Here is a 21758-nt window from a genome sequence, read left to right on the forward strand (position 1 = left end):
GGCCCGAGGGCCTGAGCAACAAATCGTGCGGTACTTTACCGGAGAAATGAGGTTTACGCGGTCTCTACCGTCGGAAAACTCTTCACCAGTTCGTCCAGGGCTTTGAGCTGGGCCAGGAATGGCTCCAGTTTGTCCAGGCGCAAGGCACAAGGGCCATCGCATTTGGCATTGTCCGGGTCCGGGTGGGCTTCGAGGAAGAGACCGGCCAGGGACTGGCTCATGCCCGCCTTGGCCAGGTCAGTGACCTGGGCGCGACGACCGCCGGCGGAATCGGAGCGACCACCGGGCATTTGCAGCGCGTGGGTCACGTCGAAAAACACCGGGTATTCGAACTGCTTCATGATGCCGAAGCCGAGCATGTCCACAACGAGGTTGTTGTAGCCGAAGCTCGAACCGCGTTCGCAGAGGATCAACTGATCGTTGCCCGCCTCCACGCACTTGCTCAGGATATGTTTCATCTCGTGCGGTGCAAGGAACTGGGCTTTCTTGATGTTGATCACCGCGCCGGTCTTGGCCATCGCGACGACGAGGTCGGTCTGGCGCGACAGGAAAGCCGGCAGCTGGATGATGTCGCAGACTTCAGCGACGACCGCGGCCTGGTAGGGCTCATGGACGTCGGTGATGATCGGCACGCCGAAGGCTTGCTTGATGTCCTGGAAGATCCGCATGCCCTCTTCCAGGCCGGGGCCACGGTAAGAGGTCACGGAGGAACGGTTGGCCTTGTCGAAGCTGGCCTTGAACACATAAGGGATACCGAGTTTCTCGGTAACCTTTACGTACTCTTCGCAGACCTGCATCGCCATGTCTCGGCTTTCCAGCACGTTCATGCCACCGAACAGCACCATTGGCTTGTCGTTGGCAATCTCGATATCGCCTACACGGATGATCTTCTGCGCCATCGTATTTACGCCTTCTTCTGGTGTTGAACCAAAGCTGCTTTAACGAAACCGCTGAACAACGGGTGACCGTCACGAGGTGTCGAAGTGAACTCCGGGTGGAACTGGCAAGCGACGAACCATGGATGATCCGGTGCTTCAACCACTTCAACCAACGCACCATCGCCGGAACGACCGGAGATCTTCAGACCGGCAGCCATGATCTGCGGCAGCAGTTTGTTGTTCACTTCGTAGCGGTGACGGTGACGTTCGACGATCACGTCCTTGGCGTAGCAATCGTGCACTAGAGAGCCCTGCTCAAGCAGGCAATCCTGTGCGCCGAGGCGCATGGTGCCGCCCAGGTCGGACGATTCGGTGCGGGTCTCGACAGCGCCGGTGGCATCTTCCCACTCGGTGATCAGGCCCACGACCGGGTGACCGCTGGCACGATCGAACTCGGTGGAGTTCGCGTCTTTCCAGCCCAGCACGTTACGAGCGAACTCGATCACGGCCACTTGCATGCCCAGGCAGATGCCCAGGTACGGAACCTTGTTTTCGCGAGCGTATTGAACGGCGGTGATCTTGCCTTCCACGCCACGCAGACCGAAGCCGCCCGGTACGAGGATCGCGTCAACACCTTCGAGCAGCGCGGTGCCCTGGTTTTCGATGTCTTCGGAATCGATGTAGCGCAGGTTGACCTTGGTGCGGTTGCTGATGCCGGCGTGACTCATCGCTTCGATCAGCGACTTGTAGGCGTCCAGCAGTTCCATGTACTTGCCGACCATCGCGATGGTGACTTCGTGTTCCGGGTTCAGCTTGGCGTCAACCACAGCTTCCCACTCGGACAGATCGGCGCTACCGCATTGCAGGCCGAAACGCTCGACGACGAAATCATCCAGGCCCTGGGAATGCAGGATGCCCGGGATCTTGTAGATGGTGTCGGCGTCTTCCAGCGCAATGACCGCACGTTCTTCAACGTTGGTGAATTGCGCGATCTTGCGACGCGACGAGATGTCGATCGGGTGATCGGAACGGCACACCAGTACGTCTGGCTGCAGGCCAATGGAACGCAGTTCCTTGACCGAATGCTGGGTCGGCTTGGTCTTGGTTTCGCCGGCAGTGGCGATGTACGGCACCAGTGTCAGGTGCATCAGCATCGCGCGCTTGGCGCCGACTTCGAAACGCAATTGGCGGATGGCTTCGAGGAACGGTTGCGACTCGATGTCACCTACGGTGCCACCGATCTCGACCATCGCTACGTCGGCATCGCCGGCGCCCTTGATGATCCGGCGCTTGATTTCGTCGGTAATGTGCGGGATCACCTGAATGGTGGCGCCCAGGTAATCACCACGGCGCTCTTTGCGCAGGACGTGTTCGTAGACACGGCCAGTGGTGAAGTTGTTGTTCTGGGTCATGGTCGTGCGGATGAACCGCTCGTAGTGGCCCAGGTCCAGGTCGGTCTCGGCGCCGTCGTGGGTGACGAACACTTCACCGTGCTGGAACGGGCTCATGGTGCCCGGGTCAACGTTGATGTACGGGTCCAGCTTCAGCATGGTGACCTTAAGTCCCCGCGCCTCCAGGATGGCCGCCAATGAAGCCGAGGCAATGCCTTTCCCCAATGAAGAAACAACACCGCCCGTGACGAATATGTAGCGCGTCATGAAAAACCCTAGAAGTCTGCGTTAAAGCGGTCCGAGCCGCCGGGGAAAGCGAAGGAAGGCCGAAGCCCCCGATCACCTGCATTAATCACAGTGCACCTTTCAAAAAAACCGCCGCGTTGGGACAGACCGGCAGATGAAACACCGGTACGTTGCTCGCTACACATTTTTTGGAATCGCCCAGCAAAGACTGCTTGGTAATCGGCAACTCCTGCAATTCAGGCGAATCCACAGAAGTTGTATCAAGAAGGGAGCGTAGTCTACCGGAAAGCCCCTTTCAGCTCAAACCTTGATCTTCGTGCGGTGGCTGCCAATGCAAATTCCACCCGCCGCGCACGCTGCCATTCAAGCCCGGCACGCCGGCCACGGCCAGCAATTGCCCGGCGCGAAAGACCAGCGGCAATCTGCCACGGACAAAGGCCGGAACACCTCGTTCGTTGAGCAAACGCTTGAGATCCCGGTGCCCGCGTTCGGGCAGGTGCATGACCTCACCTCCTTCACGATAGCGGATTTGCAGCGGGCCATCGGGGCTCTGACCGGTGAACCTCACCACGCCGTTATTCGGTAAATCCAGTGCTACTGAAGGATCAGTCCACTCGACCGCAGAGGACGGAGGGCCAAGCCAGCAGCCCGACAGCCACCAGATCCGCCCGCCGGACCGATGCAGCTCACCCTGCCCCAGACGCCAGATCGGACACGCATCGCCGGTTGCATCGCGCAAATTTTCCCAACCCGACCAATGGTCGCTATCCGGCATCGACGTGAACGCGGCGAGCCAGTGGCTCAGGGCATTGCGTTGACGCGCGGCGGACAGTGCGGCAAGCGCTTCCAACTCCAGAGACGGTAAACCCAGCCAATCGAAATCGCTGACCGAGCTGGCGCCGGCCAGGTCGATGCTTGCCAGCTCATCAAGCAAGCCTTGTGCTTCGCTCAAGTGCGCAGCGCTGCGCGCCATCGTCGTCACCGCTTGCGGCCAGCGCTCGGTCAATACCGGGAACACCTGATGCCGCAGGTAATTGCGCGAGAACTGCCGATCCTGATTCGAAGGGTCCTCGATCCAGCTCAGTCGATGCTCGGTCGCGTAAGCCTCAAGCTCGGCGCGCGTCACATCCAGCAACGGACGGACAAGATGCCCGCGACCCAGGACGCGCTCGCGAGGCATCCCCGACAAACCTCTCACCCCTGCCCCGCGTAACAGCCGGAACAGCAGGGTTTCCGCCTGATCGTCACGATGCTGAGCGGTCAGCAGCAGTTCATTGGCTTGAATCGCTTCCTTGAAGGCGCCGTAACGCGCCTCCCGGGCGGCGCGCTCAAGACTGGCGCCGTGTTGCACCTGAACACGAACCACCCGTAGCGGCACCCGCAGGGCATCGCAGACGGATTGGCAATGTTGCGGCCACGCATCAGCCGCAGCCTGAAGGCCGTGATGAACATGGAGGGCGCTCAGCGCTGGCAGGGATTGAGATTTTGCGAGATGGGCGAGCAGATGTAGCAGAACAGTAGAGTCGAGGCCGCCGGAGAAGGCAATGCGCCAGGCCGGGGCGTTGCGCCAAGGGGCTAGATTCAGCAGCAGCCGGGAAGGCAAATCATTTGAGGGCTGATCCATATCTATCCCTTTGCACAAATCAAATGTGGGAGTGAGCCTGCTCGCGATTGCGGTTTAACGACCAACTGACTCGTTGAATGTTAAACCCTCATCGCGAGCAAGCTCGCTCCCACATGGGTATTGCGCGCTCGGCTTAGAGACCGTAGCTCATCAGACGCTCGTAACGACGGGCCAGCAGCGCTTCGTTGTCGAACTTCTTCAGCATCGCCAGTTGCGAGCTCAGCTCGGCACGGATCGATGCAGCGGCGGCGGCCGGGTCGCGGTGCGCGCCACCCAGAGGTTCGCCGATCACTTTATCCACGATACCCAGGCCTTTCAGGCGCTCGGCGGTAATGCCCATCGCTTCCGCTGCATCCGGCGCCTTCTCCGCGGTTTTCCACAGAATGGAGGCGCAACCTTCCGGCGAAATCACCGCGTAGGTCGAATACTGCAGCATGTTCAGTTGATCGCAAACGCCGATCGCCAGAGCGCCACCGGAACCACCTTCACCGATCACGGTGGCGATGATTGGGGTTTTCAGACGAGCCATGACGCGCAGGTTCCAGGCAATCGCTTCGCTCTGGTTGCGCTCTTCAGCGTCGATACCAGGGTAGGCACCCGGGGTGTCGATGAAGGTCAGGATCGGCATTTTGAAGCGTTCAGCCATTTCCATCAGGCGGCATGCCTTGCGGTAGCCTTCCGGACGCGGCATGCCGAAGTTACGGCGAACCTTCTCGCGCACCTCACGGCCTTTCTGGTGACCGATGATCATCACCGGCTGGTCGTCCAGACGGGCAATGCCGCCCACGATTGCAGCGTCGTCGGAGAAGTGACGGTCGCCGTGCAATTCGTCGAACTCGGTGAAGATGTGTTCGATGTAGTCCAGGGTATATGGACGTTTCGGGTGACGCGCCAGACGTGCGATCTGCCAGCTGGTCAGCTTGCCGAAAATGTCTTCGGTCAGCGTGCTGCTTTTGTCCTGCAGGCGGGAGATCTCATCGCCGATATTCAGCGAATTGTCGTTACCGACCAAGCGCAACTCTTCGATCTTGGCTTGCAGGTCGGCGATCGGCTGTTCGAAATCTAGAAAATTCGGGTTCATAGGCGTCCGTCTTGGGTCGACGTCCAAGTGAGCTTGGGCCGGCCGGTTGTCTATTCGCGCCCTACCTTAAGGGACAGGCGCGTTCAGGTCGAGATTAAAAATTGGGTCGAGATCAGAGCGGCTCCTTTTTGTGAGAGCGGCACCTGACCGTCAACGGTATTGGAGGAAGACGTTGTCTCGCCCGAACTGGTCACGCAGGGCTTGAATCAACGCATCCGCCGGATCGATTCGCCAGGTCTCGCCGAACTGCAGCAAGGCCTTCGCATCGGGGCTCGTGTACTCCATGGTGATCGGGCACGCACCACGGTGACGCTTGAACAAGTCACCCAGCCAGCGTAGCTGATCGCCCTTCAAATCCTTGGTCTGCAGCTTCAGGCGCAGGCTTTCAGCGAGATTGGTGCGCGCATCTTCCATGCTCATCACGCGCTTGACTCGCAGGCGCAAGCCGCCGGAAAAGTCGTCGTTGCTGACCTCGCCCTCGACCACCACCATCGCATCGGTCTGCAACAGCGATTGCGCCGAATGGAACGCGTCGGCAAACAGCGAGGCTTCGATCCGCCCGGAGCGGTCATCAAGGGTGATGAAGCCCATCTTGTCGCCCTTTTTGTTCTTCATCACCCGCAGGGCGATGATCATCCCCGCGACGGTCTGTGTATCGCGAGCCGGCTTCAGGTCTATGATGCGCTGACGGGCGAAACGGCGGATTTCGCCTTCGTATTCGTCGATCGGGTGACCGGTCAGGTACAGGCCCAGGGTGTCTTTCTCCCCTTTCAGGCGCTCCTTGAGCGTCAACTCCTTGGCCTTGCGGTGACTGGCGTAGACGTCGGCATCTTCCTCTACAAACAGACCGCCAAACAGGTCGGCATGGCCGCTGTCGTGGGTGCGAGCGGTTTGTTCGGCAGCCTTGATCGCCCCTTCCATTGCGTTCAGCAGGATCGCGCGGTTCTGGTCGATACTGGCTTGATAGGCTTTGGGTTCGTCGTGGAAGCACGGGCCCAGACGATCCAGTGCGCCGCTGCGGATCAAACCGTCCAGGGTGCGTTTGTTGATCCGCTTGAGGTCGACACGGGCGCAGAAATCGAACAGGTCCTTGAACGGCCCGTCCTGACGCGCCTCGGTAATTGCCTCGACCGGCCCTTCACCCACACCCTTGATCGCACCGAGGCCGTAAATGATGCGCCCTTCGTCGTTCACCGTGAACTTGAACTCAGAGGTATTCACATCCGGCGCGTCGAGACGCAGCTTCATGGTGCGAATTTCTTCGATCAAGGTCACGACCTTGTCGGTGTTGTGCATATCCGCGGAAAGCACTGCGGCCATGAACGGCGCCGGATAGTGCGTTTTCAGCCATGCCGTCTGGTACGACACCAGGCCGTAAGCGGCGGAGTGGGACTTGTTGAAGCCGTAACCGGCGAATTTCTCTACCAGGTCGAAAATGTTACCGGCAAGGTCGGCATCGATGTTGTTGGTCGCGCAACCTTCAATGAAACCGCCGCGCTGCTTGGCCATTTCTTCCGGTTTTTTCTTACCCATGGCTCGACGCAGCATGTCCGCACCGCCGAGGGTGTAGCCGGCCATGACCTGGGCAATCTGCATCACCTGTTCCTGATACAGGATGATGCCGTAAGTCGGTGCCAGAACAGGCTTGAGGCCTTCGTACTGGTAGTCCGAGTGCGGGTACGCGAGTTCGGCGCGACCGTGCTTACGGTTGATGAAGTCGTCCACCATGCCCGATTGCAACGGGCCCGGACGGAACAGGGCCACCAGTGCGATCAAGTCTTCGAGGCAGTCGGGCTTGAGCTTTTTGATCAGCTCTTTCATCCCGCGCGACTCAAGCTGGAACACCGCAGTGGTTTCAGCTTTTTGCAGCAGTTGATAAGTCGGTTTGTCATCCAGCGGGATGAACGCGATGTCCAATGGCGGCTCATCCACCTTGGCGCGATCGCGGTTGATCGTTTTGAGTGCCCAGTCGATGACGGTCAAGGTCCGCAGACCCAGGAAGTCGAACTTCACCAGACCGGCAGCTTCAACGTCGTCCTTGTCGAACTGGGTCACCAGGCCGTCACCGGCCTCATCGCAATAAATCGGCGAGAAGTCTGTCAGCTTGGTCGGTGCGATAACCACGCCACCGGCGTGTTTGCCGACGTTACGCACCACGCCTTCCAGCTTGCGCGCCATTTCCCAGATTTCGGCGGCTTCTTCATCGACCTTGATGAAGTCACGCAGGATCTCTTCCTGCTCGTAGGCCTTTTCCAGGGTCATGCCGACTTCAAACGGGATCATCTTCGACAGACGATCCGCCAGCCCGTAGGACTTGCCCTGTACCCGCGCCACGTCACGGACCACAGCCTTGGCGGCCATGGAACCGAAGGTGATGATCTGGCTTACCGCGTTGCGACCGTATTTCTCGGCCACATAGTCGATCACGCGGTCACGACCGTCCATGCAGAAGTCGACGTCGAAGTCGGGCATGGATACCCGTTCAGGGTTAAGGAAACGTTCGAAGAGCAGGTCATATTCCAGCGGATCGAGGTCGGTGATCTTCTGTACATAGGCCACCAGCGAGCCGGCGCCCGAACCCCGGCCAGGCCCCACCGGCACGCCATTGCTCTTGGCCCACTGGATGAAGTCCATCACGATCAGGAAGTAACCGGGAAAACCCATCTGGATGATGATGTCCAGTTCGAAATTCAGCCGGTCAACGTAGACCTGACGCTTGGCTTCGTAGTCTTCGGTAGTGTCTTTGGGCAGCAAAACGCTGAGACGGTCTTCCAGACCATCGAACGAAACCTTGCGGAAATACTCGTCGATGGTCATTCCATCGGGGATCGGGAAGTTGGGCAAAAAGTGAGTGCCCAGCTTCACTTCGATGTTGCAGCGCTTGGCGATCTCGACGGTGTTTTCCAGCGCCTCGGGAATGTCGCTGAAAAGCTCCGCCATTTCCTCGGCGCTTTTGAGGTATTGCTGATCGCTGTAGTTCTTCGAACGCCGCGGATCGTCGAGGGCGCGGCCCTCACCGATGCACACGCGGGTTTCGTGAGCGGCAAAGTCTTCCTGCTTGATGAAGCGCACATCGTTGGTCGCCACCAGCGGCGCCCCAATCTTCGCGGCCAGGGCCACGGCACCGTGCAACTGTTCTTCATCGTTGGGGCGATTGGTGCGCTGGATTTCCAGGTAGAAACGATCCGGAAATACTGCCATCCATTCGCGCGCCAGGTTTTCCGCTTCCGCCGGATTGCCGCTGAGCATGGCCAGACCGATCTCGCCTTCCTTTGCCGCCGACAGCATGATCAAGCCTTCACTGGCTTCGGCCACCCACTCGCGCTCGATGATGACCGAGCCATTGCGCTGGCCATCGATGAAGCCACGGGAGATCAGTTCAGTGAGATTGCGGTAGCCGACCGCGTTCATCGCCAACAGGCTGATCCGGCTCAGGGCATTGTCCGGATCCTTGTTCGACAGCCACAGGTCGGCGCCGCAAATCGGCTTGATGCCGGCGCCCATGGCTGCTTTGTAGAATTTGACCAGGGAACACATGTTGTTCTGGTCGGTAACGGCCACGGCAGGCATGTTCATGCCGACCAGGGTCTTGACCAGCGGTTTGATCCGCACCAGACCGTCGACCAGGGAGTATTCAGTGTGCAGGCGTAGGTGAACGAATGAAGCCGGCATAGTGATCCTGTCTAGTAACGTGAAGACAACAAGGCCCGGATTGTACCGGGCCTTGGCAAAAACATCAGCCTTGCGACTAACTCTCGATCAGGTTTACACGAGCTTCGTACGCTAGGCGAACCGGGGCGAAAGATCGACGGTGAATCGGCGTCGGCCCCAGTCGGGCCAGCGCTTCCAGATGAACGGGCGTCGGGTAGCCTTTGTGGCCACCGATCCCGTAACCCGGGTAAATCAGTTCGAACGCCGCCATTTCACGGTCGCGGCTGACCTTGGCTAGAATCGAGGCTGCCGCAATGGCCGGCACCTTGCTATCACCCTGCACCACTGCTTCGGCGCGCATGGACAGTTTCGGGCAACGGTTGCCATCGATCATCGCCAGCTTCGGCTGAATGTGCAGGCCTTCGATTGCGCGCTGCATGGCCAGCATGGTGGCGTGGAGGATATTCAACTCGTCAATTTCTTCGACTTCAGCCCGGGCGATGCACCAGCTCAGGGCTTTTTCGCAGATTTCGTCGTAGAGCTTTTCGCGACGGGCTTCGGTGAGCTTCTTCGAATCGTTCAAGCCGAGGATCGGCCGATTCGGATCGAGAATCACCGCAGCCGTGACCACGGCACCGCAGAGCGGACCGCGACCGACTTCGTCGACACCGGCAACCAAATCTTCCACTTCAGCGACCAAGTTGAAATCCAGCCCCATCTGCATGCTTGTCTTACTCATTGTACTTGGCCGATCAGTTTCAGCACTGCATCCGCAGCCTGGTTGGAGGCATCCAGACGCAAGGTCCGGTGAATTTCGTCGAAGCCGCGCGTTTGCTCTTCACCGCCTTCGATCAATGGCGAAAGTGTTTGGGCCAACGCTTCGACCGTGGCGTCGTCCTGCAACAACTCGGGCACCAATAGACGCTGGGCCAGCAAGTTCGGCAAGGAAACATAAGGGCTTTTCACCATGCGCTTGAGAATCCAGAACGTCAGCGGCGCCAGTCGATAGGCAACCACCATCGGCCGCTTGTACAACAACGCTTCAAGGGTCGCGGTTCCGGAAGCGATCAGCACCGCATCGCACGCAGCCAGGGCCAGATGGGATTTGCCATCAAGCAAGGTCAACGGCAGATCGCGGCCAACCAGCAATGCTTCCAGCTGCGCGCGGCGCTCAGGACTGGAGCATGGCATGACGAACCGAACGCCAGGACGCATCGCACGCAGGCGCTGGGCGGTATCGAGGAACAACGCACCGAGACGGCCAACTTCGCCGCCACGGCTGCCCGGCATCAACGCGACCAGCGGCCCGTCCGGCAGACCGAGTTCTGCCCGTGCGGCGGCACGATCGGCTTGCAGCGGGATGGCGTCGGCGAGCGAATGCCCGACAAATCGCACCGGTACGCCCTTCTCTTCGTAGAATTTGGCTTCGAACGGGAACAGCGTCAGCATCAGGTCGCAACCTTCACGAATCTTCAGCACCCGCTTCTGTCGCCAGGCCCAGACCGACGGGCTGACGTAATGCACGGTCTTGATCCCGGCCTGACGCAGCTTGAGTTCGATATTGAGGTTGAAGTCCGGGGCATCGATACCGATGAACACGTCCGGTTTCTCGGCGATCAGGTCGGCGATCAGCTGCTTGCGACGCTTGAGCAACTCGCGAAGCCGACCCAGCACTTCCACCAGCCCCATGACCGAAAGCCGTTCCATCGGAAAATACGAGACCAGGCCTTCGGCCTGCATCAGCGGGCCACCGACACCGATGAATTCCACGGCCGGATGCTGAGTTTTGAGCGCGCGCATGAGACCGGCGCCCAGAATGTCACCGGAAGCCTCACCCGCCACCAGTGCAATACGCAGATTGGCCATGATTAACGAGTGATGCCGCGGGTCGAAGACTGGATGGAGTCACGGAACACCGCGACTTCCGGGAACTGATCCGAAGGCTCGGCCAACTCGGCGAGCGCCTGCTCAACCGTCAGGCCCTGGCGGTAAACCACCTTGTAGGCACGACGCAGGGCGTGGATCGCGTCTTCGCTGAACCCGCGACGGCGCATGCCTTCGAAGTTCATGCTGCGGGCTTCGGCGGGGTTGCCGAACACCGTGACGTAGGCGGGAACGTCCTTGCCGATGGCGGTGCCCATGCCGGAAAAGCTGTGGGCGCCAATGTGGCAATACTGGTGAACCAGAGTAAAACCGGACAGGATCGCCCAGTCTTCGACGTGCACATGACCTGCCAACGCAGTGTTGTTGACCAGGATGCAGTGATTGCCGATAACGCTGTCGTGACCGATGTGGGCATAGGCCATGATCAGGTTGTGATCACCCAGTGTCGTTTCCGAGCGGTCCTGAATGGTCCCGCGGTGAATCGTCACGCCTTCACGGATGACGTTGTGGTCACCGATGACCAGGCGGGTTTCTTCACCTTTGTATTTCAAATCGGGCGTGTCCTCACCTACCGAAGAAAACTGGTAGATGCGGTTATGCTTACCGATTCGGGTCGGGCCCTTGAGAATTACATGCGGCCCGATCACCGTCCCCTCGCCGATTTCCACACCTGCGCCGACGATCGACCAAGGGCCGACCTCAACGTCGTCGGCCAGAATGGCCGTCGGATCGATGATTGCGCGAGGGTCAATCAAACTCATAGTTTGCGTTCCGCGCAGATGATTTCAGCGGAGCAGACTGGCTTGCCATCGACCGAAGCCTGGCACTCGAACTTCCAGATCTGACGCTTGCAGCTGATGAAGCGGGCTTCGAGGATCAACTGATCGCCTGGGGTGACGGGCTGGCGAAAACGCAGCTTGTCAGAGCCGACGAAGTAGTAAAGCGTGCCGTCGGCAGGCTTCACGTCGAGCATTTTGAAGCCAAGGATACCGGCAGCCTGAGCCATCGCTTCGATGATCAACACGCCCGGCATGATTGGATGCGCAGGAAAGTGACCATTGAAGAACGGCTCGTTGATGCTGACATTCTTGTAGGCGCGAATGCGCTTGCCTTCCACATCCAGTTCCACGACTCGGTCCACCAGCAGGAACGGGTAACGGTGGGGCAGGTATTCGCGAATCTCGTTGATGTCCATCATTTCGGGGGGAAGCCTATGTAAAGATTGGAAGCGCGCGACTGACGCGCGCCCCTCTAGCAAATCAAGGAGGCAGTCTAGCGGCTGTGCACACTTGATATGGAAATGGTATCAGCCATCTGATGAAGCATTACCGTCAGGGGTCACTTCCCCCACACGCTTTTCCAGCTGTCGCAAACGTCGCGCGATGTCATCGAGCTGACGTATACGGGCCGCGCTTTTGCGCCATTCGGCCGCTGGTTGCATCGCCGTACCGGAAGAATAGGAACCCTTTTCGGTAATCGAGTGGGTCACCATGGTCATCCCGGTGATAAAAACGTTGTCGCAAATTTCGATATGCCCCACCAGCCCAACGCCACCGGCGAGCATGCAATGCTTGCCGATTTTGGTGCTGCCGGAAATCCCGACGCACGCAGCCATCGCGGTGTGATCACCCACCTGCACGTTGTGGGCGATCTGAATCTGGTTGTCGAGCTTAACGCCATTACCCAGAATGGTATCGGCCAGTGCGCCGCGGTCGACAGCGGTATTCACGCCAATCTCCACGTCATCACCAACCAGAACGCCGCCAATCTGCGCAATTTTCTGCCAGACACCCTTTTCGTTGGCAAAACCGAAGCCTTCGCCACCGAGTACGGCACCGGACTGAATCACGACCCGTTTGCCGATACGAACGTCGTGGTACAGCGTGACCCGCGGAGCCAGCCAGCCGCCTTCGCCAATTTCGCAACGGGCACCAATGAAGCAATGCGCTCCGATGGTCACACCCGCAGCAATACGCGCCTGGCTTTCGATTACGGCAAAAGCACCGATGCTCGCCGCCGGATCCACCACTGCGTCCAGCGCCACGACGGCTGTCGGGTGAATACCGGCAGGCGCCTTGGGCTTGGGATCGAACAGATGGGAAATTCGCGCGTAGGCCAGATACGGATCAGGCACCACCAGGGCATCACCGACAAAACCTTCTGCGTCAGCGGCCTTCAGCAACAGGGCTGCAGCCCGGCAGTCCACCAGGTATTTACGGTATTGGGGATTTGCGAGAAAGCTCAACTGAGCTGGGCCAGCCTCTTGCAAAGTGGCTAGCCCAGTAATTTCTTTCTCCGGGTCGCCACGTAGCGTGGCGCCAAGGAACTCGGCCAACTGGCCGAGCTTTATAGTCGCTGTCATGGATTACTTCAGCTGATTCATGCGCTCGATAACCTGGCGAGTGATGTCGTACTGAGGTTTGACATCAATCACTGCGCCACGCTCGAAGACCAGGTCAAAAGCACCTTTCTTGATGACTTCTTCCACAGCGCTGTCCAGTTTCGGCTTGAGCTGCTTCAGCATTTCACGGTCGGCAACGGCTTTGGCTTCGTTCAGTTCCTTGGACTGGAACTGGAAGTCACGGGCCTTTTGCTTGAACTCGAGTTCAAGGCGTTCACGCTCGCCTTGCTGCATCTTGTCGCCACCGGCCATCAGACGATCCTGAATGCCTTTGGCGCTGCTTTCCAACGTCTTGAGCTTGGTCAGTTGCGGACCAAATTTCTTCTCGGCATCCACGGCGTATTTCTTGGCAGCATCGGATTCCAGCAGCGCCATCTGATAGTTCAGAACGGCGATTTTCATGTCGGCAAAAGCCGGACCTGCTACCAATACGGTTGCCAAGAGAACCAATTGAGTCAACTTACGCACGATGCACTCCTACAAAATCCATTGTCGTTATCTTGGGTCAGACGCTTAGAACGTCTGGCCGAGGGAGAATTGGAACACTTGAGTCTCGGCATTGCTGTCCGGCTTCTTGACTGGCATCGCCAAGGCGAAGCTCAACGGACCAAGGGCGGTAACCCAAGTCACACCGACACCCACCGAACTGGCCATATTGCTCAAGCTGACGTCATTACACTGAGTGTTGGACTTCGAGCCATCGGCGTTGGTGCTCTGCTTGCAAGTCGAATCGAACACGTTACCTACGTCCCAGAATACCGAAGTGCGCAAGGAACGCTGATCTTTCACGAACGGCATCGGGAACAGAACTTCTACACCACCTTGAATCAGGACGTTGCCACCAAACGGCAGTGGTTTCTGGTCCGGGTCGACCGAGGTGCCCGGGTTCACACCACGGCTCGGCGTACTACGAGGCCCCAGGGTGCTGTCCTTGAAGCCACGAACCGAGTTGAAACCACCAGCATAGTAGTTTTCATAGAACGGCAAGCCGTCGGTATCACCATAACCATCGCCATAACCCAATTCGGTGTGCAGGCGCATGGTGTAATTTTCAGACAGCGGCTGGAACAACTGACCGCGGTAATCGAGCTTGAAGAACGACAAGTCGCTGCCCGGCGTCGTGGCTTCTGCAGTCAAGCTCTGGGAGTGACCACGGGTTGCCAGTACACCTTTGTTCAAGGTGGATTCAGACCAACCGGCCGATGCCTTGAAGTTGAGGTATTGATCGCCTTCCTTGTTAACGAAGTCGAAGATTTCGTCGACGGTGTAGAGACCGGTCTTGATCTTGTCTTGTTGTGCAGACAAACCAAACGTCAGACGCGACGTCTCGCTGATCGGATAACCAACGCTGACACCTGCACCCAGGCTGTCTACGGCGTAGCTCGCTACGTTGACATCGAGGTCTTTGTAGTCGGTGGTGCGATAGAAGGCGTTGTAACCCAGGCTGACGCCATCGGCTGTCCAGTACGGGTCGACATAACCGAAGTTATAACGGCTTTGGTATTGGCTGCGGGTCAAGCCGATACTGACCTTGTTACCCGTACCCAGGAAGTTGTTCTGGGTGATCGAACCGCCGAGGATCAGACCGGCGCTCTGGGCAAAACCGATACTGGCAGTGATCGAACCGGAAGCCTGTTCTTCAACGCTGTAGTTCACGTCAACCTGGTCATCGACGCCCGGTACGGCCGGGGTTTCGACGTTGACTTCCTTGAAGAAGCCCAGGCGTTCAAGACGAGTCTTGGATTGGTCGATCAGGTAGGTCGAAGCCCAGCCGCCTTCCATCTGACGCATTTCGCGGCGCAGCACTTCGTCTTCGGACTTGGTGTTGCCACGGAAGTTGATACGGTTGACGTAAGCACGCTTGCCCGGATCGACAGCGAAAGTGATGTCCACTGTGTGGTCTTCATCGTGCGGCTGAGGCACGCCGCTGACGTTGGCGAAGGTGTAGCCCTCGTTACCCAGACGACGGGTGATCAGTTCGGACGTGGTGGTCATCAGCTTGCGCGAGAACACCTGGCCTTTCTGAACCAGCAACAGCGACTTGACCTGGTCTTCAGGGACTTTCAGGTCGCCACTCAGCTTGACGTCACGAACGGTGTATTTCTCGCCTTCATTGACGTTGACCGTGATGTAGACGTGTTTCTTGTCCGGGGTGATGGACACCTGGGTCGAAGCGATATCCATGTTGATATAGCCACGGTCCAGGTAGTAGGAGCGCAGACGCTCCAGGTCACCGGAAAGTTTTTCACGAGCGTACTTGTCGTCGTTCTTGAAGAACGACAGCCAGTTGGTAGTCTTGAGCTCGAACAGGTCGATCAGGTCCTCATCAGGGAAGACCGTGTTACCCACCACGTTGATGTGCTGGATAGCGGCAACGGTGCCTTCGTTGATATTGACCTTCAGGGCAACGCGGTTACGCGGCTGCGGCACCACTTCGGTGTCGACGGTAGCCGAGTAGCGACCCTGGGCGACATATTGGCGCTGCAGCTCGTTGCGGACACCTTCGAGGGTGGCTCGCTGGAAGATCTCGCCTTCGGCCAGACCGGATTGTTTGAGGCCTTTCATCAGGTCTTCAGTGGAGATCGCCTTGTTACCCTCGATCTCGATACTGGCGACCGACGGACGCTCGACTACCGTGATGACAAGGACGTTGCCTTCACGGCCCAGTTGGATATCTTGAAAGAACCCGGTTTTGAACAGCGCACGAGTGGATTCCACCAGGCGACGATCGTCCGCCTGTTCACCGACGTTTAACGGCAAAGCACCAAAGACGCTACCCGCGGAGACCCGCTGGAGGCCATTGACGCGAATATCAGAGATAGTGAAGGACTCGGCGTGAACTTCGGCGATCATCAATACGGTGAGAACCGCAGTTAGCAGCAGACGTTTCATGAAGTCCTTTCTTATTCCAACTGGCAATAAACAAACTGCCGCAAAATGCGGCAGATTCGCAATTCAGCGAAGTGTTACAGACGGCCCAAATCATTGACCAGAGCAAGCAACATCACCCCGACCACTAAACTGATACCGATCTGTATCCCCCAACCCTGCACCCGATCCGACAAGGGACGACCACGCGCCCACTCGATCAGATAAAACAACAAATGCCCCCCATCCAGTACAGGAATAGGCAACAAATTCAGAACCCCCAAGCTAATACTCAGATAAGCAAGGAAATTCAGGAAATCAGCGACACCCGACTGGGCAGAAGCGCCCGCCACTTTAGCAATGGTTATCGGTCCACTCAAGTTTTTTACCGAGAGCTCACCGAACAACATTTTCTTGAGCGAATCGAGGGTCAGTACGCTCATGGTCCAGGTACGTTGAGCCCCCTCCCCAATCGCGGCCACAGGACCGTAACTGACTTCGCGGATCATCTCTGGTGGCCAATCGACTGCTTTCACCCCGGCACCCATATAACCGGTGGGTGCCTTGCTCTCGCCGCGAGCGGCCAGAGTCACTGGGACGTCGATTTGAGCACCATCGCGCTCGACGCGCAGCAGGATTTTGGTATCAGGATGCATACGCACCGTATCAACCACTTGTTGCCAGTCATCGAGCGCCTTGCCATCAAGGCTCAGCAGCCGATCACCGGTTTTCAGGCCCGCTGCCTGCGCAGGGCCTTTCGGATCCAGCTCGGCCAACACCGGCGGCAACGCCGGACGCCAAGGACGAATACCCAACGAGCGGATGGGATCCGGCTCGTCTGCGCCCTTGAGCCATTTGTTCAGCATCAGCTCGCGAGGCGAATCCGCCGTGGAACCCTGCTCGCGCACCAACAATTGAAGAGAACCGCTTTCGCCCAGACGCCGAACCAGTCGCAGATTCACCGCAGCCCAGCCGGAAGTCGGCTCACCGTCGATGGCAATGATTTCCTGACCCGCGCTCAAACCCGCCTGCGCGGCAATGCTGCCCGACTCGACCGCGCCGATAACCGGACGCACTTGCTGGCTGCCGACCATGGCCAGCACCCAAAAAAACACCATCGCCAACAGAAAGTTGGCAATCGGGCCCGCCGCCACGATAGCAATACGCTGACGGACGGATTTGCGATTGAAGGCTTGATCGAGCTGATCGGCCGGCACCTCGCCTTCGCGCTCGTCGAGCATTTTGACGTAGCCGCCCAAAGGAATGGCAGCCACCACGAACTCGGTGCCCTTCTTGTCGTGCCAACGCAGCAATGGCAGGCCAAAACCCACGGAGAAACGCAGCACTTTGACCCCACAGCGACGCGCGACCCAGAAATGGCCGAACTCGTGGAAGGTGACCAGCACGCCCAAGGCTACCAGGGTGCCGACAATCATATAGAGCGCGCTCATCTACTTTCTCCGCAATCCTATCCAGTGCTGCATGGGGCAACGTATTTCAGCACTTACCGCCCGTGACGACTCAACCACTGCCCGGCGAGTTCTCGCGCTTTCGCGTCCGCCGTGAACACTGCCTCTAGATCATTCACCGCCACAACAGGTTCGAGGTTTAACACTTCTTCGATGATACTCGCGATTTCCGGATAGCGAACCCGTCCGTCGAGAAACGCCGCCACAGCCACTTCATTGGCTGCATTCAGCATGGCCGGAGCGCTGTTGCCAGCCTCAGCCGCCTGACGCGCAAGGCGCAGGCAAGGGAAACGCTCTTCGTCGGGAGCCTGGAAGTCCAGGCGAGCGATGGCGAACAGATCCAGCGGCGCTACACCCGAATCAATCCGCTCAGGCCAGGCCAGGGCGTTGGCAATCGGTGTGCGCATGTCGGGGTTGCCCAACTGCGCCAGCACCGAACCATCGATATAGTCGACCAGCGAATGAATCACGCTTTGAGGGTGAATGACCACTTCGACCTGGGATGGCTTGGCATCAAACAACCAGCAGGCTTCGATCAATTCGAGCCCTTTGTTCATCATGCTGGCCGAATCGACCGAGATCTTGCGACCCATGGACCAGTTCGGGTGGGCGCACGCTTGCTCAGGGGTAACATGCGCCAGTTCGGCCAACGGCGTCTGTCGGAACGGACCGCCAGAGGCTGTCAGCAGAATCCGACGCACACCGACCGCGCCAAGCCCTCGGGCGAAATCCTGCGGCATGCACTGGAAAATCGCGTTGTGCTCGCTGTCGATCGGCAGCAGCACCGAACCGCTTTTGCGCACAGCCTGCATGAACAGAGCACCGGACATCACCAGCGCTTCTTTGTTGGCTAGCAGGATCTTCTTGCCAGCCTCAACCGCCGCCAACGTCGGACGCAAGCCTGCCGCACCGACGATAGCTGCCATGACCGCATCGACCTCGGGATCGGCGGCGACCTGACACAGCCCCTCCTCCCCTACCAGCACGCGGGTCGACAGGCCGGCAGCGCGCAAGTCGTCCTGCAGGGTTCGGGCAGTGGCCGCTTGCGGCACGACCGCAAATCGCGGCGTATGACGCACGCACAAGGCCAGCAGCTCACTCAAGCGGGAGAACCCGCTCAAGGCGAAAACCTGAAAGCGCTCCGGATGGCGAGCGATCACATCGAGCGTGCTCAGACCAATCGACCCGGTAGCCCCCAGAACGGTTATCTGTTGAGGGCGGCTCATGGTGCAGCCATCCACAACAGCACAGCGAACACCGGGATCGCAGCCGTCAGGCTGTCAATCCGGTCCAGCACGCCGCCGTGCCCTGGCAGCAGGTTACTGCTGTCCTTGATCCCCGATTGACGCTTGAACATGCTCTCGGTGAGGTCGCCCACCACAGAGATAAACACGATCACCGCCGATCCCAAAAGGCCCATCAATATCTGTACGAAACTCCAGTCACGCGCCACGCCTACGATTGCCGCCAGCACCAGACTCAGCAGCAAGCCACCGTACACACCTTCCCAGCTCTTGCCGGGACTGACCTTCGGCGCCAGCTTGCGCTTGCCGAAGGCCCGACCGGAGAAGTACGCGCCGATATCGGCCCCCCAGACGAGCACCATCACCGCCATGATCAGCCAGTTACCCAAAGGCTCCTGCTTGATCTGGACCAGACCTTGCCAAGCCGGCAACAGAATCAACAAACCGATCACCAGTTTGCAGGCGGCACTGGCCCAGTGTTCGCTGGAACGCGGGTAAGTCAGCACCAGATACGTCGCCACGCCCCACCAAAGCACCGAAGCGCCCAGGACCCAAGGCGCGAGCCCCGGGAGGATGTGCATGATAAACAGGAAGAATGCGACCACGGCCGCGTAGGCGATGCGAATCGGCTGGGCGGTGAAGCCTGCCAGGCGAGCCCACTCCCACGCGCCGAGGGTCACGACCAGCCCGATGAACAGCGCAAAGCCTGTGCCTTCGAGCAGGAAAAACCCGCACAAAGCGATCGGCAGCAGGATCAGCGCGGTGATGATTCGTTGTTTAAGCATTAAACGCGGGCCCCAGCCTCGATCTGCTCGCTCGTTTTACCGAAGCGGCGCTGACGAGAAGCGTAATCGGCCAGTGCGTTACGCATGGCTTCGTGTTTGAAGTCCGGCCAGAACAGGTCGGAGAAATACAACTCGGCGTAGGCCAGTTGCCACAGCAGGAAGTTACTGATGCGGTGCTCGCCCCCGGTGCGGATGCACAAGTCCGGCAACGGCAGGTCGCCGGTGGCCAGGCAGGTCTGCAACAACTCGGGAGTGATGTCCTCCGGACGCAGATGCCCGGCCTGAACCTCGCGCGCCAGACGCTGCGCGGCTTGCGCAATATCCCACTGACCACCGTAGTTGGCGGCGATCTGCAAGACAAAGCGGTTGGTTCCGGCGGTCATCGCTTCGGCTTCACGCATCGCAGCCTGAAGCTCGGGATGGAAGCGCGAACGATCACCGATGATGCGCAAACTGATGTTGTTGTCGTTGAGGCGCTTGGCCTCGCGACGCAACGCCTTGAAGAACAGATCCATCAAGGCACTGACTTCATCGGCGGGGCGCTGCCAGTTCTCGCTGGAGAAAGCGAACAGCGTCAACACCTCGACCTTGGCCTCGGCGCATACCTCAATCACTGCACGAACGGCATCCACGCCCGCTTTATGACCGGCGACACCGGGCATAAAGCGTTTTTTCGCCCAGCGATTGTTCCCATCCATGATGATCGCGACATGGCGCGGCACCGCGGACGGTGCAGTCTGCTTAGTCTTTTCCATGAAAACGCGACCCTTATACGGCCATCAGGTCTTTTTCTTTCTGCGCCAGATTCGCATCGATTTCAGCCACATACTTCTTGGTCAAATCGTCGATCTCGCCAGTTGCACGACGTTCTTCGTCTTCGCTGATTTCCTTTTCCTTGACCAGATCCTTCAGCGAGCTGTTTGCATCGCGACGGATGTTGCGCACAGCAACACGGGCGTCTTCTGCAACATCACGCGCCTGCTTGGTGAAGCCCTTGCGGGTTTCTTCAGTCAGGGCTGGCATGGAGATCAGCAACAACTCGCCCAGGTTGGTCGGGTTGAGGTTCAGACCGGCACTACCAATGGCCTTGTCGACGGCGCCCAGCATGTTGCGCTCAAAGGCAACGACTTGCAGGGTACGGGCGTCCTTGACGGTGATGTTCGCCACTTGCTTGATCGGGGTGTCGGAACCGTAATACGGCACCATCACGCCTTCAAGAATGCTTGGGTGCGCCTGGCCGGTACGAATGCGGCCGAAGTTGTGCAGCAGCGACTCGACGGATTTCTTCATACGCTCTTGAGCGTCTTTCTTGATTTCATTGATCATTGTTGGCCTTCCTCGATCAGGGTCCCTTCAGCGCCGCCATGCACGATGTTCAGCAGGGCGCCGGGCTTGTTCATGTTAAAGACGCGCAACGGCATCTTGTGGTCTCGGCACAGGCAAATGGCCGTCAGATCCATCACGCCCAGCTTGCGATCCAGCACTTCATCGTAAGTCAGATGATCGAACTTCTCGGCATGCGGGTCTTTGAATGGATCTGCAGTGTAAACGCCATCGACCTTGGTCGCCTTGAGCACAACGTCGGCGTCAATTTCGATTGCACGCAGGCAGGCTGCCGAATCCGTGGTGAAGAACGGGTTGCCGGTACCGGCCGCGAAAATAACAACTTCCTTGGCGTTCAGGTGACGCATCGCTTTGCGGCGATCATAGTGATCAGTCACACCCACCATGGAAATGGCCGACATCACGATTGCCGAGATATTGGCACGTTCCAGTGCGTCGCGCATGGCCAAGGCGTTCATCACAGTGGCCAGCATGCCCATGTGGTCGCCAGTCACCCGATCCATGCCGGCCGCGCTCAGCGCTGCACCGCGAAACAGGTTGCCGCCACCAATCACCAGGCCGACCTGGACACCGATACCGACCAGTTGGCCGACTTCAAGTGCCATGCGATCCAACACCTTGGGATCGATCCCGAACTCTTCGGACCCCATCAGGGCCTCGCCGCTAAGCTTGAGTAGAATGCGTTTATAGCGAGCCTGATAACCACTGCCCTGCTGAGCCATTGCGAATCTCTCCTGCGGCGTATTTTAAAAATTCTTTGCGAGCTGTTTACAGCTGGCGTTCACTCTAGCTTGGCGCTGCTTCAGCGCCATCGGAACATGGCTTTGTAAGCCAGTTCCAAACGGAAACCAATTAAAAATTGGTGCCCCATCTGAAAAGAGGCTGCGCGCGT

18 protein-coding genes are annotated in these 21758 nt (G+C 58.6%); all 18 read right to left on the reverse strand.

The window, feature by feature from the left end:
- Positions 1-53: 53 nt before the first annotated feature.
- Entirely contained in the window at positions 54-899 is an 846-nt protein-coding gene (gene kdsA / locus QRN31_RS04000; RefSeq protein ID WP_285430351.1) for a 3-deoxy-8-phosphooctulonate synthase, read from the reverse strand.
- Positions 900-904: 5 nt separating this feature from the next.
- Positions 905-2536, reverse strand: a complete 1632-nt coding sequence (gene pyrG, locus QRN31_RS04005) for a CTP synthase (RefSeq protein WP_285430353.1) — start codon at positions 2534-2536, stop codon at positions 905-907.
- Positions 2537-2810: 274 nt separating this feature from the next.
- The gene (tilS, locus tag QRN31_RS04010) at positions 2811-4139 is read right to left on the reverse strand and encodes a tRNA lysidine(34) synthetase TilS (protein WP_285430355.1); all 1329 of its coding nucleotides are present in this window, start codon (positions 4137-4139) and stop codon (positions 2811-2813) included.
- A 133-nt stretch (positions 4140-4272) separates the two neighbouring features.
- The gene (locus tag QRN31_RS04015) at positions 4273-5220 is read right to left on the reverse strand and encodes an acetyl-CoA carboxylase carboxyltransferase subunit alpha (RefSeq protein ID WP_010462799.1); all 948 of its coding nucleotides are present in this window, start codon (positions 5218-5220) and stop codon (positions 4273-4275) included.
- A gap of 150 nt (positions 5221-5370) precedes the next feature.
- Positions 5371-8892, reverse strand: coding sequence for a DNA polymerase III subunit alpha (gene dnaE, locus QRN31_RS04020; protein ID WP_285430358.1), 3522 nt, complete (start codon positions 8890-8892; stop codon positions 5371-5373).
- Between the two features lie 76 nt (positions 8893-8968).
- A complete protein-coding gene (gene rnhB, locus QRN31_RS04025) occupies positions 8969-9595 on the reverse strand; it encodes a ribonuclease HII (RefSeq protein ID WP_285430390.1) in 627 nt (208 codons plus the stop codon).
- A gap of 11 nt (positions 9596-9606) precedes the next feature.
- A complete protein-coding gene (gene lpxB / locus QRN31_RS04030) occupies positions 9607-10737 on the reverse strand; it encodes a lipid-A-disaccharide synthase (RefSeq protein ID WP_285430360.1) in 1131 nt (376 codons plus the stop codon).
- 2 nt (positions 10738-10739) lie between these two features.
- Positions 10740-11516 (reverse strand): acyl-ACP--UDP-N-acetylglucosamine O-acyltransferase, encoded by a 777-nt coding sequence (gene lpxA / locus QRN31_RS04035; RefSeq protein WP_090187807.1) that lies wholly within the window; start codon positions 11514-11516, stop codon positions 10740-10742.
- Entirely contained in the window at positions 11513-11953 is a 441-nt protein-coding gene (gene fabZ / locus QRN31_RS04040) for a 3-hydroxyacyl-ACP dehydratase FabZ (RefSeq protein ID WP_017336708.1), read from the reverse strand. The genes lpxA and fabZ overlap by 4 nt, the downstream gene beginning before the upstream one ends.
- Before the next feature lie 108 nt (positions 11954-12061).
- A complete protein-coding gene (gene lpxD, locus QRN31_RS04045) occupies positions 12062-13117 on the reverse strand; it encodes a UDP-3-O-(3-hydroxymyristoyl)glucosamine N-acyltransferase (protein ID WP_285430361.1) in 1056 nt (351 codons plus the stop codon).
- Between the two features lie 3 nt (positions 13118-13120).
- Positions 13121-13624 (reverse strand): OmpH/Skp family outer membrane protein, encoded by a 504-nt coding sequence (locus QRN31_RS04050; protein WP_008028980.1) that lies wholly within the window; start codon positions 13622-13624, stop codon positions 13121-13123.
- A 45-nt stretch (positions 13625-13669) separates the two neighbouring features.
- A complete protein-coding gene (gene bamA / locus QRN31_RS04055) occupies positions 13670-16048 on the reverse strand; it encodes an outer membrane protein assembly factor BamA (protein WP_285430362.1) in 2379 nt (792 codons plus the stop codon).
- A gap of 74 nt (positions 16049-16122) precedes the next feature.
- Positions 16123-17475, reverse strand: a complete 1353-nt coding sequence (gene rseP / locus QRN31_RS04060; RefSeq protein ID WP_285430363.1) for a sigma E protease regulator RseP — start codon at positions 17473-17475, stop codon at positions 16123-16125.
- 53 nt (positions 17476-17528) lie between these two features.
- Positions 17529-18719 (reverse strand): 1-deoxy-D-xylulose-5-phosphate reductoisomerase, encoded by a 1191-nt coding sequence (gene ispC, locus QRN31_RS04065; protein ID WP_285430365.1) that lies wholly within the window; start codon positions 18717-18719, stop codon positions 17529-17531.
- Positions 18716-19522 (reverse strand): phosphatidate cytidylyltransferase, encoded by an 807-nt coding sequence (locus QRN31_RS04070; protein WP_285430367.1) that lies wholly within the window; start codon positions 19520-19522, stop codon positions 18716-18718. The genes ispC and QRN31_RS04070 overlap by 4 nt, the downstream gene beginning before the upstream one ends.
- On the reverse strand, positions 19522-20277 hold the full coding sequence (uppS, locus tag QRN31_RS04075) for a polyprenyl diphosphate synthase (RefSeq protein ID WP_222589971.1): 756 nt from the start codon (positions 20275-20277) through the stop codon (positions 19522-19524). Before uppS ends, QRN31_RS04070 begins: the two co-directional genes overlap by 1 nt.
- Before the next feature lie 13 nt (positions 20278-20290).
- A complete protein-coding gene (gene frr, locus QRN31_RS04080; protein ID WP_208669802.1) occupies positions 20291-20848 on the reverse strand; it encodes a ribosome recycling factor in 558 nt (185 codons plus the stop codon).
- On the reverse strand, positions 20845-21588 hold the full coding sequence (pyrH, locus tag QRN31_RS04085) for a UMP kinase (protein ID WP_003172271.1): 744 nt from the start codon (positions 21586-21588) through the stop codon (positions 20845-20847). The genes frr and pyrH overlap by 4 nt, the downstream gene beginning before the upstream one ends.
- Positions 21589-21758 lie beyond the last annotated feature (170 nt).

Origin of the sequence: Pseudomonas sp. fls2-241-R2A-110 (assembly GCF_030209165.1) — a bacterium.
Lineage (GTDB): Bacteria > Pseudomonadota > Gammaproteobacteria > Pseudomonadales > Pseudomonadaceae > Aquipseudomonas.